Source organism: Paenibacillus sp. FSL P4-0184, assembly GCF_038004625.1.
Taxonomy (GTDB): Bacteria; Bacillota; Bacilli; order Paenibacillales; family Paenibacillaceae; genus Paenibacillus_AQ.
On the sequence record NZ_JBBORN010000002.1, the window covers coordinates 1,262,599 to 1,277,511 of the forward strand.

General features: G+C 43.4%; 16 protein-coding genes. 13 read left to right on the forward strand and 3 right to left on the reverse strand.

Annotated features, from left to right (window positions below; translation table 11 throughout):
* Positions 1-118 precede the first annotated feature (118 nt).
* Complete coding sequence (locus MKY52_RS27515; protein WP_341054920.1) at positions 119-322, forward strand: biotin transporter BioY; 204 nt, start codon at positions 119-121, stop codon at positions 320-322.
* Positions 323-463: 141 nt separating this feature from the next.
* Positions 464-1,363, forward strand: coding sequence for a glycerophosphodiester phosphodiesterase (locus tag MKY52_RS27520; RefSeq protein ID WP_341054923.1), 900 nt, complete (start codon positions 464-466; stop codon positions 1,361-1,363).
* 35 nt (positions 1,364-1,398) lie between these two features.
* Here MKY52_RS27520 and MKY52_RS27525 read toward each other — a convergent pair whose 3' ends face one another.
* On the reverse strand, positions 1,399-1,968 hold the full coding sequence (locus MKY52_RS27525) for a hypothetical protein (RefSeq protein WP_076299739.1): 570 nt from the start codon (positions 1,966-1,968) through the stop codon (positions 1,399-1,401).
* Positions 1,969-2,148: 180 nt separating this feature from the next.
* Positions 2,149-3,018, reverse strand: a complete 870-nt coding sequence (locus tag MKY52_RS27530) for a helix-turn-helix domain-containing protein (RefSeq protein ID WP_042188277.1) — start codon at positions 3,016-3,018, stop codon at positions 2,149-2,151.
* A 123-nt stretch (positions 3,019-3,141) separates the two neighbouring features.
* Here MKY52_RS27530 and MKY52_RS27535 point away from each other — a divergent pair, with 123 nt between their 5' ends.
* From MKY52_RS27535 to MKY52_RS27550, 4 genes are all read left to right on the forward strand, one after another.
* Positions 3,142-4,200 (forward strand): Gfo/Idh/MocA family protein, encoded by a 1,059-nt coding sequence (locus tag MKY52_RS27535; RefSeq protein WP_341054925.1) that lies wholly within the window; start codon positions 3,142-3,144, stop codon positions 4,198-4,200.
* Entirely contained in the window at positions 4,197-5,054 is an 858-nt protein-coding gene (locus MKY52_RS27540) for a sugar phosphate isomerase/epimerase family protein (protein ID WP_341054929.1), read from the forward strand. The genes MKY52_RS27535 and MKY52_RS27540 overlap by 4 nt, the downstream gene beginning before the upstream one ends.
* A gap of 25 nt (positions 5,055-5,079) precedes the next feature.
* A complete protein-coding gene (locus MKY52_RS27545; RefSeq protein ID WP_076299742.1) occupies positions 5,080-5,973 on the forward strand; it encodes a sugar phosphate isomerase/epimerase family protein in 894 nt (297 codons plus the stop codon).
* A gap of 259 nt (positions 5,974-6,232) precedes the next feature.
* A complete protein-coding gene (locus tag MKY52_RS27550) occupies positions 6,233-8,170 on the forward strand; it encodes a hypothetical protein (protein WP_341054931.1) in 1,938 nt (645 codons plus the stop codon).
* Between the two features lie 134 nt (positions 8,171-8,304).
* Here the strand turns inward: MKY52_RS27550 and MKY52_RS27555 are convergent, their stop codons facing one another.
* Positions 8,305-8,838: a GNAT family N-acetyltransferase gene (locus MKY52_RS27555; protein WP_341054932.1), complete on the reverse strand. Its 534-nt coding sequence runs from the start codon at positions 8,836-8,838 to the stop codon at positions 8,305-8,307.
* 363 nt (positions 8,839-9,201) lie between these two features.
* Here MKY52_RS27555 and MKY52_RS27560 point away from each other — a divergent pair, with 363 nt between their 5' ends.
* The 7 genes from MKY52_RS27560 to MKY52_RS27590 all read left to right on the forward strand — a co-directional run bounded on the left by MKY52_RS27560 (position 9,202) and on the right by MKY52_RS27590 (position 14,888).
* Complete coding sequence (locus MKY52_RS27560) at positions 9,202-10,095, forward strand: LysR family transcriptional regulator (RefSeq protein WP_341054933.1); 894 nt, start codon at positions 9,202-9,204, stop codon at positions 10,093-10,095.
* Between the two features lie 118 nt (positions 10,096-10,213).
* Positions 10,214-10,729, forward strand: coding sequence for a GNAT family N-acetyltransferase (locus tag MKY52_RS27565; RefSeq protein ID WP_341054935.1), 516 nt, complete (start codon positions 10,214-10,216; stop codon positions 10,727-10,729).
* A 4-nt stretch (positions 10,730-10,733) separates the two neighbouring features.
* The gene (locus MKY52_RS27570) at positions 10,734-11,585 is read left to right on the forward strand and encodes a transporter substrate-binding domain-containing protein (protein WP_341054937.1); all 852 of its coding nucleotides are present in this window, start codon (positions 10,734-10,736) and stop codon (positions 11,583-11,585) included.
* A gap of 33 nt (positions 11,586-11,618) precedes the next feature.
* Positions 11,619-12,404 (forward strand): amino acid ABC transporter permease, encoded by a 786-nt coding sequence (locus tag MKY52_RS27575; RefSeq protein ID WP_341054939.1) that lies wholly within the window; start codon positions 11,619-11,621, stop codon positions 12,402-12,404.
* The gene (locus MKY52_RS27580; RefSeq protein WP_341054942.1) at positions 12,401-13,111 is read left to right on the forward strand and encodes an amino acid ABC transporter permease; all 711 of its coding nucleotides are present in this window, start codon (positions 12,401-12,403) and stop codon (positions 13,109-13,111) included. The genes MKY52_RS27575 and MKY52_RS27580 overlap by 4 nt, the downstream gene beginning before the upstream one ends.
* Positions 13,108-13,860 carry an amino acid ABC transporter ATP-binding protein gene (locus MKY52_RS27585; protein WP_076286779.1) on the forward strand — a complete coding sequence of 251 codons (753 nt, stop codon included), beginning with the start codon at positions 13,108-13,110 and terminating at the stop codon, positions 13,858-13,860. The genes MKY52_RS27580 and MKY52_RS27585 overlap by 4 nt, the downstream gene beginning before the upstream one ends.
* 11 nt (positions 13,861-13,871) lie before the next feature.
* Complete coding sequence (locus MKY52_RS27590; protein WP_341054943.1) at positions 13,872-14,888, forward strand: LLM class flavin-dependent oxidoreductase; 1,017 nt, start codon at positions 13,872-13,874, stop codon at positions 14,886-14,888.
* The last annotated feature ends 25 nt before the right edge of the window (positions 14,889-14,913 follow it).

Sequence of the window (14,913 nt, forward strand, 5' to 3'; positions counted from 1 at the left end):
ACTGATCCTAATCTGGATCAGTGTTTTTTAAGTTCGAGATTCTTCCAACTTTATGAATCTAATCAATACATTCAATTTTCCTATAAAGGTTTTTTCATGAAAGTCAAAGAATTTGTATATGCTGCATGATTCGCTGGAAGTCAGAACTTGGAAGCTGATTGTCGTGAATTTGATTTTTGGTGTAATGTTGATTAATCTGATAGGTGCGCCTATCATAGCATTGATTACGAATACTTCCATTTGGGCTAGATTAACAAGTGTGGTGATCTTTCTTCCAGGTGATATCATTAAAGCGGTTATTGCAGCCATCATTGCGATATAGCTTAGAATAATCCGCAGGTTTTACATAATTATGAATCAAGAGGAGATTTGATAGGATTATGAATGGTAATTAACTGGATATGATGTAGAAAACAGCACCAAGTAAACAACAATAAATTTTTGAAAAGAAGAGGGAAGCTTTATGCAAAGGATTCAAAATTCTAAAATGTATTTTATATTTATTCACATATTTTTATTGATCTTATTGTGTACCTCAATGTATGCCTATTCTCCATGGATTCGTACTAAAGTGAAGGAAATTCTCGAGCCTGCGGACAAAGTCTATACCATTGCTCACCGTGGCGCTTCGGGATATGCTCCTGAGAATACTATACCTGCATTCGAACTAGCCATTGATATGGATACCGATTATATCGAGTTAGACATTCAGTTAACTAAGGATCGTGTTCCTGTTGTTATTCACGATGAAACTATTAATCGTACGACAAATGGAACGGGGTATGTTAAGAATTATACTTTAGAGCAGCTTTCGAAATTAGACGCTGGCTCTTGGTTTAACGAACAATATCCAATGTTTGCTAGGGATCAATATGCTGGATTACGCATTCCGACTTTAGAAGAGATATTTGAAAGGTTTGGAAAAGAAGTGGACTATATGATTGAGATTAAAGATCCCGCTTTGAATCCGAATATCGAAACCATATTAAACGAACAAATTGAAAAATATAATCTGTCTGATCATGTTTCCATACATTCATTTAGTGAGGCGAGTTTACGTAAGCTTCATTCGATTAACCCAGAGATCCCGCTTTATCAAATTGTTTGGTATAATATTCCGGTTTACAAAGTACCAGAATCTTTTATCAATCGGGTGAAAACTTATGCAGTTGGTATTAGCCCTAACTTTCAAAGAATAAATTCCTCCTATGTCGCACAGGTGAAAAATTCGGGTCTAAAGGTATTTCCGTACACAGTGAATTATCAAGTGAATATGGACAAAGCCGTGGTTTGGGGTGTAGACGGGGTACATACCAACTTTCCTGACCGTTTTAATGAAGTGATTAAGAATAATAAGAAGTGAGGAAGTACGGAAACGGGAATTCAACTATCGGAAATTCATATACCGAATACATCGATTTCAGAGACAGGATACCATGTTTTTGAATTTACGTCTTTAAAAAATACTTGAATAGTATAGGTGCCTTTTGTATTAAACGAATAAGTAAATTCGTTAGTTTTGAACCAAAAGTTTTCTTCACTCTTCTTAATTTGTTGATTATCGATAGTTTCTGTTTTATCTGCGGGATCAGTGATCGTAAGTTTTATATCTGAAATTTCTGTTTTTAAATGATCTACTTGTAATAAGGTTGAAAAGGCAAACCGTGCAGGGCTTTTTACCTTACCGAAAATCTCTCCATTGTTATCAAGCAATACCATGTTCACATTTGGCTTGTAGATTCGAACCGTTTTACTTGTTTCATCTAAAGCGATTAAAGCAAACAAATTTTTAGAGAGCTGTTCAACAGGTAAGAGAATGTCCCCCTCGGATATTACTGCTGCCTGTTTTTGTACCACATTATTGAAATATAATGAAACTTCTGATTGGTTCGATGCGGCATAAATCATTGTTCCCGGTAGAATCATTATGCAAAGTGCTAATATAGTCAGTTTAATTATTTTTCTCAATGAAATCTCCTCCTATATTTTTGTTATGTTAATTATACCCATAAGATGGAAGATAGTTTCTTTTATGCAATTAATAAAATAAAAAAAGGTCAGTAGAGGGGATTACCCTTTCCTGACCTTTTTGGTGTTAAAATTAAGGAGCGATAGCAAGTACAAGACTACTTCCTTTGTTCACCCTAACTAGAACCCTCTCACACTGCTTGGGGGTACTTTTCTATGTTTTTTGAAAGTCCGGCTGAAATAGTAGATATCACTGAAGCCAGTTGTGGTAGCGATTTCAGAAATCGTTAACTGGGTATGCCTTAGCAAATAATCTGCACGATCTAAACGGACAGCATTTATATATTCCGATATCGTATGACCAGTTAATTCCTTGAAGAGACGACTGAAATGGAAGCGGCTTAGCCCTGTTAGTGCCGCAAGTTCGTCAACTTGAATGGGCTCCTGGTAATGGGTATCGATATAACGCAAAACAGGTGCGAAGCGTTCAACGGTTTGAATACGTCTTTCTTGCTCAGCCTGTGAGAGTACGGTGACGATATGTCTGCGCAATAGCAACGTTAGCAGGCGGTATAGCTCGGACTTCACGGCCAGCTCATATCCAAATTCGCGAAGTTCCAGTTCCCGAATAATAGCCAGCGCACAGTCTGTAATGTGCTGATCCCCCCGGATATGATTACGTAACAGCAGCTGGTTCTGCTGAATCGGGGCGATGAACTTGGTCTCGGCAGCGTCGCTTACCGCACTATGCAGCAAAGAAGTATCTGCAATAATCGCATAATACAATAAATCAGAAGAAGCGCTCACCCCATAATGCAGCTCGTTGCTGTTCACAGCAACTAAATCACCAGCCCGTACGTTGATCGGTGTTCGTCCGCATTCAAAAACAGCCTCACCGCTTTCAATAAACAGAAACTCAAGATGCTCATGCCAATGATGTGGGAACAACAAAACTCCCTCTTGGTTGAAGCGCTGGGTATGTACTTTAATCGGAAACTCGGGATCCGGCATGTCCATGGGTTCCTGTAGATGTTTATCATAGTCCAACATATATTGACTGCACCTCCTATAGCACAATTGTACAAATGAAACCGCAAGGTTCTGCATGGTGTTTAGGGTTGAAATCATTATAATACGAATCATAACCTATGCAAAATAAAGGAGAGAATATTTATGGATATGATTAAAATTGGAGTAATAGGAACCGGCTCTATCTCCAGCATGCACTTAAGTGCTTATCGGACTAATCCGCAGACAATCATATATGCGGTTTGTGACCTGAATGAAGAGCGTGCACGAGCTGTTGCTGCTGAGTATAACGTGGAGAACGTATACACGGATTATCGTGAATTGCTGGCTAATTCCGAAATAGATGCAGTCAGCATCTGCACATGGAACAACTCTCATGCTGAGATCAGCATCGCGGCACTTGAGGCAGGCAAGCATGTACTTGTGGAAAAGCCGCTTTGCCGCACGGTGGAAGAAGCGCTTCAGGTTCAGCAGGCAGTGGAAAAGAGCGGTAAAATTTTGCAAGTAGGCTTTGTACGACGTTATGACTCTAATGCCCAGCTACTTCAGACATTGGTGGAACAAGGAGAATTCGGCGAAATCTACTATGCGAAGGCAACGACGTTCCGGAGACTTGGTAATCCCGGCGGCTGGTTCAGTGATATTGAACGCTCCGGCGGCGGACCATTGATTGATATCGGCGTCCATGTGATCGATCTATGCTGGTATTTGATGGGCCGTCCGAATCCAGTATCAGTAAGTGCCAATACTTACCGGAAGCTCGGCAATCGTTCCAATATCAAGAATCTTTCTTTCTATAAAGCCGCTGATTACGACGCAGCGAACAATACGGTGGAAGATTTAGCAAATGCACTAATTCGTTTTGAGAATGGAGCTTCGCTGATGGTTGATGTTAGCTTTACACTGCATGCCAAAGAAGACGAGCGCTCAGTCCGCCTGTACGGTGACAAGGGTGGGTTTGAAATTGATCCTGAGATAGTCCTCGTCAAAGAACAGTCGGATACGATCGTCAATATCTATCCGCAGACCGATCATAAGGGGTTTGAGTTCAACAGTGCATTCCAGAATGAGATTAATCACTTTGCGAACAACATCAGCAACGGCTCTACACCGATTAGTCCTGTGCAGGACGGCGTTACAATCATGAAGATTCTCGGCGCGATCTATGAATCCGCTGCCAAAGGCGAAGAGGTGAAACTATGAAGCTAGGAATCAGTACCTACAGTTTGCATTCAGCTTTTTCAACGGGTGAGCTTACGCTTGAAGGAGTCATTGAGACGATCGCCGATCTGGGCGCGGAGCATGCGGAGATTGTACCCTTGGGCATCAATTTGGTTGAGAATCCTGAGCTAATTGATCAGATTGTACGAACAGCAGCAGGTCGTGGACTAGAGTTGTCTAATTATGCTATCGGGGCGAATTTTGCCGGTCTGGAGACAGCGGAAAGACAGCGTGAAGTCGAACGGGTAAAGCGGGAAGTAGACGTCTGTGCGGCGTTAGGCATTCAGCGGATGCGGCATGATGTAGCCTCGTCAAATGATCTATCAATTACGCACTTTTTGGAAGAGCTTCCACATTTGGCTGAAGCCTGTCGGGAAATTGCCGATTATGCCGCAGGTTTGGGCATCACAACCAGTGTGGAGAATCATGGATACTTTATTCAGCACAGCGATCGTGTACATGCGTTGGTTCACGCAGTAGGAAGAGATAACTTCCGTACAACACTCGACATTGGTAACTTCCTGTGCGCAGATGAGAATCCGCTTATTGCTGTGACTAACAATATTAAGCTTGCTTCGATGGTACATTTCAAAGATTTCTATATTCGTCCGCAGGATCGCCAGCCTGGCGAAGGCTGGTTCCAGTCTACTGGTGGGAACTGGTTGAGGGGTGCCATCGTTGGTCATGGAGACATCGATATGCCGAGTGTCATTCGAACCGTTAAGGAAAGCGGCTACGACGGATATATCTCTGTAGAATTTGAGGGAATGGAAGAGTGCCGTAAGGGGACAAGACTTGGGCTCCAATACATCAAGCGGGTTTGGAACCAAATCTAATTCATTTTAAAGGAGGATTATTACCATGGTTAAACCAATTATCACTAACAAAATCGGCGTTATCGTAGACAGTTTTCAGGTCGGAGTAAAAGAGGGGTTGCGCAAGGCAAAAGAAGCAGGGGCTGATGGAGTTCAGATTTATGCGGTGCAAGGTGAATTTGATCCCGCTAACCTTTCTCCTTCAGCCCGCCGTGAATGGAAGGAATACATCGCTTCACTGGGTCTCGAAATCTCTGCCCTCGTTGGAGATTTAGGCGGACATGGATTTCAGGACCCTGCACAGAACCGTGCCAAAATCGAAAAGTCCAAACGCATTATGGAGCTGGCCAAGGAGCTAGGTACAGATATCGTAACTACACATATCGGTATTGTTCCCTCTGACCACACCAGTAAAATTTATGAAACCATGCACATCGCCTGTGAGGAACTAAGCAGATACGCGCATGAGATGAATTCTTACTTTGCGATTGAGACTGGGCCAGAACCCGCTGCGCGTCTGAAGACGTTCCTCGACGGTTTGGGTTCCAAAGGGGTTTCTGTTAATTTTGACCCGGCCAACATGGTGATGGTGACTGGTGATGATCCCGTGCAAGGTGTTCATACACTAAAAGACTACATTGTACACACCCATGCTAAAGATGGTCTCAAACTTGCCGATATCGATCCGCGCGATGTTTACGGTCAATATGGTTATGAAGCACCCGCATTAGACCATGAGAAGATGGCTGAAATGGCCGAGACCGGCTCGGCGTTCCGTGAAGTTCCACTTGGAGCAGGTTCTGTCGACTGGAACAATTATCTGCAAGCGCTGAACGACATCGGTTATACAGGTTTCCTGACCATAGAACGGGAAGTTGGCACTAATCCAGAGGAAGATATCCGCCAGGCTGTGAATTTTTTAAAGGCTTTTCGGGTCTGAACATGGTAGTGATAATGATTAAATAGTTCATCCAACCTTTGGGATAAAAGAGTAGCTGCCTTACAGGAGAACAGGCCTGTACGGTGGCTTTTTTTATTGCTACAAACAATTTTACTTAGTTCAGGATAAGAATCTGATCCATTTACTACAGGCTAGGTTTGATCTAATTAATACTTTTTAATAGGTATTAAATCTCATTTATTGCAACTTTATCCTCTATTTGGCGTTAAAGAAGAGAGAACATGAAGGGGGAGCCTATATGAAAAAGATAAATCTACTAGCCCTTTTAGCAGTCATTTCAGTAATCATTGTTGGATGTATCAATACAGGGAATAAGGATAAAGCGAATCAACCACTAATCGATCTGAGTACTGTTAATTCCATTAAAGTCCAGAATGTTGGCGGTGAATCGATAACCATAACGGACAACAATTTAATAGAACAATTCAATGAAGTTATACATACTGCTGAGTATGACAGCGCCAAGCTTGATATTGCAGCACCCGATTATGAAGCTATTGTTGAATTGAAGAATAAAGAAAACGAAAAGTTCTCATTCTGGATTCTAGGTGAGAATAATGGTCTTTTCACCAAATCAGGACAAAATGGACATTACAAGCTGCCGGAAACAAAAAAAGTAGTTTTACTTGACTTATTTCAACCCAATGAGCAACAAGTAGAAGCCGATAATCTAAAAATTGACGAGGAAATCAAGCGAATCACAGTAGCGAAATCTCTAGCACATGGTTCAGTGAATGCTAACATAAAGGCTGAATACATAGATGATGAAAGCATAGAAACTTTCGTCCGAGCCATCCGTACCGCTGTACAAATACCAGGAAATTTAAATACCGCAACGCCTAACTATGATATTGTTCTAATTTCAAATAATAATAAATATGCCTTTCATCTATGGATTAACGAAACAAGCGAGCAAGGCATGTTAATGAATGTGAACGAAACGAGCACAGGCTACACACTTACTAAGGAATCAACTGTCGAGTTAAAAAAGCTTATATTCTTGGAAGCAAACTTTAAGGGTCTGGAGTTTAATGCAGTACGGAGCTCAAATGGAGAACTGGTGGCTAAACCAATTGGCATAACCGAAAATAACTATCTATTAAACGGTGGGGCAGTGGTTGAATTACAAGGAATCTTATATCACACCATTCATTTTTTCTATGGCGACCATAATGCAGTTAACGCTTTACTAGCCCATGATCCTGCTACGGATGAGGTGATGGTAAAATGGAGCGATGAGCTGATCGATACCGATAACCGTTGGAACAATGCATTTATGAACAACTATAATATGCTAATCAAGTTAGACGAGGATCATCTATTATTTCTGGAATCGGATCTGACGAAAGAAGCTGGGAAATATCATTTGTCCTCTTATAATGTTGTTACAGGAGATATTGAACGACTTCGGGAAGACTTTTGGCCGCTTTCTGATGATTATGACTACATCTATAAATTCCAGTGGAATGCTGATGAACAAATATTATTTATGCAAAGTTACCTCGGCAATGTATGGTTCTTTGATCTGAGGAAAGGAAAGGACGATGTGCATCTTCTAAAATATCCGGTAATCCCTCACTCGACGACCGGTGCGCCATCCCTGTTTCCTTCACCAACCTTTAAGAGATTTGTACATGATGATGAGAGCGGCCAATTAACCTTTTATGATAATAAAGGAGCTTCGCTACGTACTGTGCCGTTACCACACGAGCAATATGTACCTTCTGAGAAAATAAAGTGGAATTCGGCGGGCACGATTGCCTGGATGGATACAGCAGGGATGAACCAAAACCGAATCCATGACATCGACATCGATTATTTGAAAATAGCTCCACAAAAAATTAATTTTTATAATCAGGATGGGCTTCCCATCAGCTCTATTAAGACTGAAAGCGACCATGAAGATGCAGCGGTTGAAGTTGTAGGATGGATGGACGCTAATGTAGCTGTGATAAAATCCTATTCAGTAGAACTTTTGAACAAGGATACTATAGGGCTGAAGGTTAAGAATGTTTCTTATTATCTCTATGATGTAAAGAAGAAGCAGAAGGGGGCTAGCTTTTCGTCCATCCCCTCCAGCGCAACTGTAATTTTAGATCATCGCATGGATAATGCAGATAATGAAGGCAATATCACTGTGAGTTTTAAAGAAATAACCTATAAAAAAGGAAATTAAATGAGCCTCGGAAGTTCGCCGCAATGATCACATAAGATCATTGGGAAGCTTCCCGAGGCTTCTTTTTTATAATTTCTAGACAATGGTTAAGAAGACGTTATATTCATCGAGTTAGTCTGTCTCGAATTTTATAATTATCCTGCTGTAGTACGGACTGAGGTTAGTAGGTCTAGTTGGAAACCCTGTACCAGGGTTTCCCCGTTCATAAGATCGGTCTCATACGCCCGTTTGAAGCCTAAGCGATAGTAGAGCTTGATTGCTGAAGCCATCATTTCTGAAGTATGCAGATTTAAAGTGATGGCACCCAACTCACGAGATCTCCTAGCAGCTTCGTGAATTAGATGGGTTGCAACACCGAGACCGCGAGCGGATGGAGATACGGCAAGCAGGCGTAGGATAGGGGAGTGAATGCCTAACTCTGGTTTACCGTAAGCCGTTTCTGAGGAGCTAAACAAGAGTGCGCTACCAATGATTTTCTTGTTGATTTCAGCGATGATCCGCATGATCGGGGCATCGCCATGGACAGATTCAAGAAGTGATTTCCGGTACGCTAGCCACAACGGCTCGGGCATGATTTCCGAATATTGGTGGTAAGCGTCCAGTATCACTTCAGCGATGGCATCACGGTCATTATTCTCAGCTTCACGGATAATAATCTTTTGTGACATAATCTCGCGATCCCCTTTCAGTTAATGTATAGTTCATACGAATGAAGTCATTATAAACGATAATTCCGAGTTATATAAGGGGTATTTTATTTTTTTGATAAATGAATAGAAAAGCTCTATATGAAATAAACATAACAGTCGATTACAAAGGGATTCACTATAGCTTCTGCAGTTTCAAATTTTAAATTATTAATCATTTATGAAGGAAATTTTGTAGAAATCCGATTATTTTACACGGAATTTAAGTTGACAAAAAATAGGGGGGTGCATAAGATATAAACAAAATCTATAGGAAAGCATCGTTATATTTCATTGTTTTTTCATCGGAATAGTAAAATTAATATTAGTTTAGGGGGATTAGGGATGAACATTGAAAATATTGAGGCTTTTGTCTACATTAACCATTATGGAAGCTTCAATAAAGCGGCCGAAGTCCTATATATCTCTCAGCCGACAGTTACGGCACGGATTCAATCGCTCGAAAGGGAATTGGATTGCAGAGTGTTTGATCGGTTAGGTAAGCAGATTAGCCTAACGGATAAAGGTAAGCAATTTCTTCCCTATGCCCAGCAGATTCTCCAGATCTATCAGAACGGTAAATATCAGGTTCAGGCCAAGGGGAATATTCCAAATGAACTGAGGATCGGCAGTACTGTCTCGGTATCCAATTATTTAATGCCGCATCTGATGCTTCATTTGAAGCGCAGGTATCCGCATATCACGATCAAGCTGACGACAGCTTCTACGGAAGTATTGATTGATAAGCTGAAATCGAAAGAGCTAGATCTGGCTTTTATTCGTAAGGTCGTAAATCCAGCCATTCAAGCCTTTCCTTTCTGCGAAGACCCCATTTCGCTGTATGTAGAGAAGGGGCATCGCTTAGCTAAGGCACAACGTACATCGCTGGAAGATATTCGCCAGGAGACGTTAGTCTTTTTTGAATGCGGGTCTTTGGATTGGATGCGACTGCACCGAGTATTTGAAAGCATGGAACAGCCGCCGAAGATTGAATATCAGGTGGATAACCTGGAGACAGCCAAGAAGCTGGTGTTGAAAAAAGCTGGCATCTGTTTCCTTCCGGCACTTAGTGTGCAAGAGGAAGTAGCGGCTGGGACGTTAGTACGGGTGGATATTGCGGAGACGGAAGGCATCTCCTTACGAACCAGCCTGATTTCACTAAATGGGGAGAACGCTGAATTCATAGAAACCCTGCTTGAACTCGGTATTGGTAAAACGGGAGATCGACTAATTGTATAGATGTATTAAAAAACTCTATTAGCGCATGGACACATGCAGTGATAAAGTTAATTGCATATAATGACGACTATTTCGATAGGAATTATAAATTTAATTTCGGAAGGGTGGAGGGCTTGCGATGAGTGAGACATACAGACTGGCAGAACTGAAAGATGCGGAGATTTTGCTTGAGGTTACATATCGTGCGTATGAGCTGATTCGTGAGCTCCGGCTGCATTGGCCGGCGGCTACAGCTGACTTGGCACTTATTGAAGACAATATTGCTACGAATGAGTGTTATGTGCTTGAAGTTGATGGAACGATAGTTGCGACGATAACACTTTCAAAAGAAGAAGAGATTAAGAAGATTAGCCCACTGCCTTTTATTAAATGGTTTGCTGCTCATCCGGATTACAGTAACAGAGGTTATGGTGGAAAGCTTCTGGATTGGGTGGAAGAGCACATTATTGCTGGACAATTGGGTTCGGCTGCGGTCACGCTGGCAACGGCGAAGAAGCACCCATGGTTAGTTCAAATGTATGAACGCCGGGGGTATGAACGGTTTCTGGAACTGGATCAGCAGAATGGTGACGGCATTATGTATCTGATGAAAAAAACACTCTTAGATAAACCACAAATCATTCAAAGGGGATAGAACAATGAAAAAGTTCATTTCATTAGTAATTGCATCGTTATTGACAGTGGCGATAGCAGGCTGCGGAAATAACAGCACGAACAGTAGTCAGAATGGAAATGCAGCCGAAGCTTCGGGAACGGCAAATGGTTCGACAAAGGTAACTAAGATCATCGTAGGCACGGGTACTGCTTTTCCGAAGGTCTGCTTCATAGATGAGAACGGCAAGCTTACAGGCTTCGATGTGGAACTGCTCAAAGAAATCGATAAGCAGCTGCCTGAATATGAATTCGAGTTTCAAACCATGGATTTCAGCAATTTACTGCTGAGTCTGGAAACTAAAAAAATCGACCTGGTTGCCCATGTCATGGAGAAAAATCCGGAGCGGGAGTTGAAATATTCTTTTAACAAAGAAGCCTATGCCCACTGGAGAAACCGCATCGTAGTGGCGAAGGATAATGATTCGATCCAATCACTGGATGATCTTAAAGGAAAAAAGGTATTAGTCGGTGCGACAAGCGCACAAGCGCAAATTCTGGAAAACTACAATAAAGAGCATGACAATGCGATTAATATCGTGTATCAGAACGGTGCAGCGAATGATACCGTCGCACAGATTAGTACTGGGCGTGTGGACGCTACGCTGGCTGCAGATTTTGTCCTGCCGATCATTGATCCGCAGAGTCAGCTAAAAGCTACGGGCGACGAGTTGTCCTCCGCGGACATTCTCTATGTTTTCCGTAAGGATGATGCCGATTCACAAAAGCTGTCAGATGCGATTGATAGTGCGATTAAAGAGCTGAAGACAGACGGAACACTGGGTAAGCTGAGCACGGAATGGCTGGGTGCGGATGTTACAGCGGATTCGGTTAAATGATTGAGCCGGTGAGCACGGGAAGGGAGGGAATATATGGGCGCACAGTTTGATATCAGTTTTGTATTTTCGTTTTTGCCTAAGTTACTAGGGACTTTAAGCACCACGCTTCTGATTGTCGCCTGTTCTCTACTGACAGGAATTATTGTCGGCTTTCTCGTAGCTCTGCCAAGACTTTATAAAGTGCCTGTGTTAAAGACCCTCTCCGAAATCTATATTTCTTTTTTTCGGGGAACTCCGATTCTTATCCAGCTCTTCTTGTTTTATTATGGTCTGCCTGAAATCATGAAGCTGGTCCATGTGGATATGACCCGAACTCCTGTACTTGTCTTTGTGATTCTAACCTACGGTCTGCATACGGGTGCATACATGTCCGAAATGATTAGGGCTTCTGTGATGGCGGTGGATAAGGGGCAGGTGGAGGCTGCATACGCTGCGGGGATGACGGGGTTTCAAGCTTTTACACGAATCGTGCTGCCCCAAGCGCTAGGTATAGCAGTTCCTGTATTCTCTAATCTAGTAATTGCACTACTGAAAGATACATCATTAGCTTTTACCCTCGGGGTGATGGAAATGTCAGGTAAAGCTCAGACGCTTGGCAGCTTAACACAGCATTTTATTGAAACCTATATCGCGCTTGCACTTATCTATCTGGTCATCAGCTTTACGATTGAGAAGCTGCTGCTTGTAGCAGAACACCATCTGCTGCGGCATGAAAAGCGAAATACGCCTGAGAAAAAATTGTTTAAAATCAACAAAAGCTGGTCCTACCGACGCATTATTGCAGAATTGGGACCGGGCAAAGGAGGCACCAGATTATGAAACTGGACCCATCGTTTATATGGACTGCTCTGGTACAAATTCTGAGTGCAATTCCTACGACCTTATATATTACGGTTGTCTCTGTATTGATTGGTTTTGTGATTGGAGTGGCTGTAGCCTTGATCCGGCTATACAGAGTTCCACTGCTACATCCGCTGGCCGTCGGTTATGTTACGTTCATCCGCGGGACACCGATGTTGACGCATCTGCTGCTTATATATTTTGGGCTTCCTGTGCTGATTGATGGTCTAGCGGTGCATTTCGGCTGGAGCTTTAGGTCGGTTTCGATTCCGATGATCGGTTTTGCTTATATTTCGTTCTCGATTACTGCTGGAGCTTATATGTCCGAGGTCGTCCGTTCCGGTCTGCTCGCTGTGGATCGTGGTCAGCTAGAAGCGGCCCACTCTATCGGTATGACTACGCCCCAAGCACTAAAGCGGATTGTTTTTCCTCAAGCGCTGGCGGCAAGTCTGCCTAATCTATCGAATTCGGTAATCGGCATGCTGCACGGATCTACCCTTGCTTTTACTGTTTCTGTGGTGGATATCAATGCTAAGGCACAGATTGTGGCTTCAACGAACTGGAAGTTTTTTGAGGCTTATCTGGCGGCAGCACTGATCTTCTGGGCACTAACATTTCTGATCGAACGCGTGACGTCGGTCATTGAGAAAAGGATTAATCTGTACAATCGAGGTGGAGTAGCATGATCAAGCTTGCGCAAATTTCGAAGTCATTCGGTCGGAATCAGGTATTAAACAATATAGATTTAACGGTGACGAAGGGAGAGGTTGTCGTCATTCTCGGCCCCAGTGGCTCCGGCAAAACGACTCTCTTACGCTGTGTGAATTATCTGGAGAGGCCAAGCAGCGGAGAGATCGCCATTGGAGATTTTAAAGTGAACTGCAAACATGCCCGCAAAAAGGAGATTCATCAGCTTAGGCAAAAAACGGCAATGGTATTTCAGCAGTACAATTTGTTCCGTCATAAAACCGCGCTGGAGAATGTGATGGAAGGGTTGTTAATTGTCAAAAAGCTTCCGAAGGACGAAGCGAGAAAGCGGAGTATAGCACTGCTTGAAAAGGTTGGTCTTGCCAGCAAGCTGGACGCTTACCCGAGTCAGCTGTCCGGGGGTCAGCAGCAGCGTGTAGGGATTGCCCGAGCCTTGGCGCTTGAGCCAGAGGTTATATTGTTCGACGAACCAACATCGGCGCTGGACCCTGAGCTAGTGGGTGAGGTGCTGGCTGTTATCCGAAAAATTGCCAAGGAAGGCATCACAATGATTGTAGTCACCCATGAAATGGGGTTTGCTCGTGATGTGGCGAATCATGTGGTTTTTATGGACGGAGGCGTCATTGTTGAAGAAGGAACGCCGACTGAGCTGTTTAATCATCCGCGCGAAGAAAGAACGAAGCAGTTCCTGAAGCGAATCACACCTGAATTTAACTATTCCATATAGGAGGAAAAACAATGGCTATTACAATCAGCGTACTTGATCAAAGTCCGATCTATCCGGGAGAAACGCCAGAGGAAGCATTCCAGCATACCATTAAGCTGGCACAACTCTCTGAGGAGCTTGGATTTCATCGATTCTGGGTTTCCGAGCATCATGACTCTGAGCAGGTAGCCGGTTCTTCTCCAGAAGTACTCATCTCACATCTGCTGGCCAAAACAGAACGCATCCGCATTGGCTCCGGTGGCATCATGCTCCAGCATTACAGTCCGTACAAGGTGGCGGAGAACTTCAATGTGCTGTCTACGCTCGCTCCTGGACGAGTGGATCTCGGAGTGGGACGTGCTCCCGGCGGTCTCCCGCGCAGCACACAAGCGCTTCAGCAGGAAAGAACCGAATCCCCTAGCTTAACGGACAAAATCATCGAGCTGGAGAAATATGTGCATAACCGGCTCGAAGAAAACCACCCGCTGGCTGGGTTGAAGGCAGGTCCCCTTCCTGGTATTCCGCCCGAGCTGTATGTGCTTGGCGCGAGTGTAGGCAGTGCAGAGATTGCTGCTGAACTTGGATTACCTTATGTGTTCTCCCTATTTATTAATAGCGATAAGACAGTAGCGCTAGATGCTATTCGTGCTTACCGCAGCGGTTTTGTTTCTTCACAAGGCAGACAACCGCAAGCAATTATCGCTTTAGCACTAGTGGTGGCTGAGACCGAAGAGGAAGCAAAAGAACTGGCGGGTGCACATAAGCTGATTCGGATTCAGCTGGCAAGCGGGAAGAAGCTAACCGTTGGAACCCGGGAACAGGCGGAGGAGTTTGCCCGCCAGAGCAATGAAGCATACACGATTGAAGAGTTGGAACCAGAGATTACCAAAGGAACAAAGAACTCTGTACGTGAACAGCTGTTGGCACTTTCAGAGGCATCCGGTGTTGAGGAGTTCATCATAACTACGAATGTGCAGCCATTTGACAAACGGTTCCGCTCCTTTGAGCTATTGAGCGAAGCAATCGCTGAAGTGCCGGCAGAGGCATAAGCGGGCGGATCAGGATCACACAACA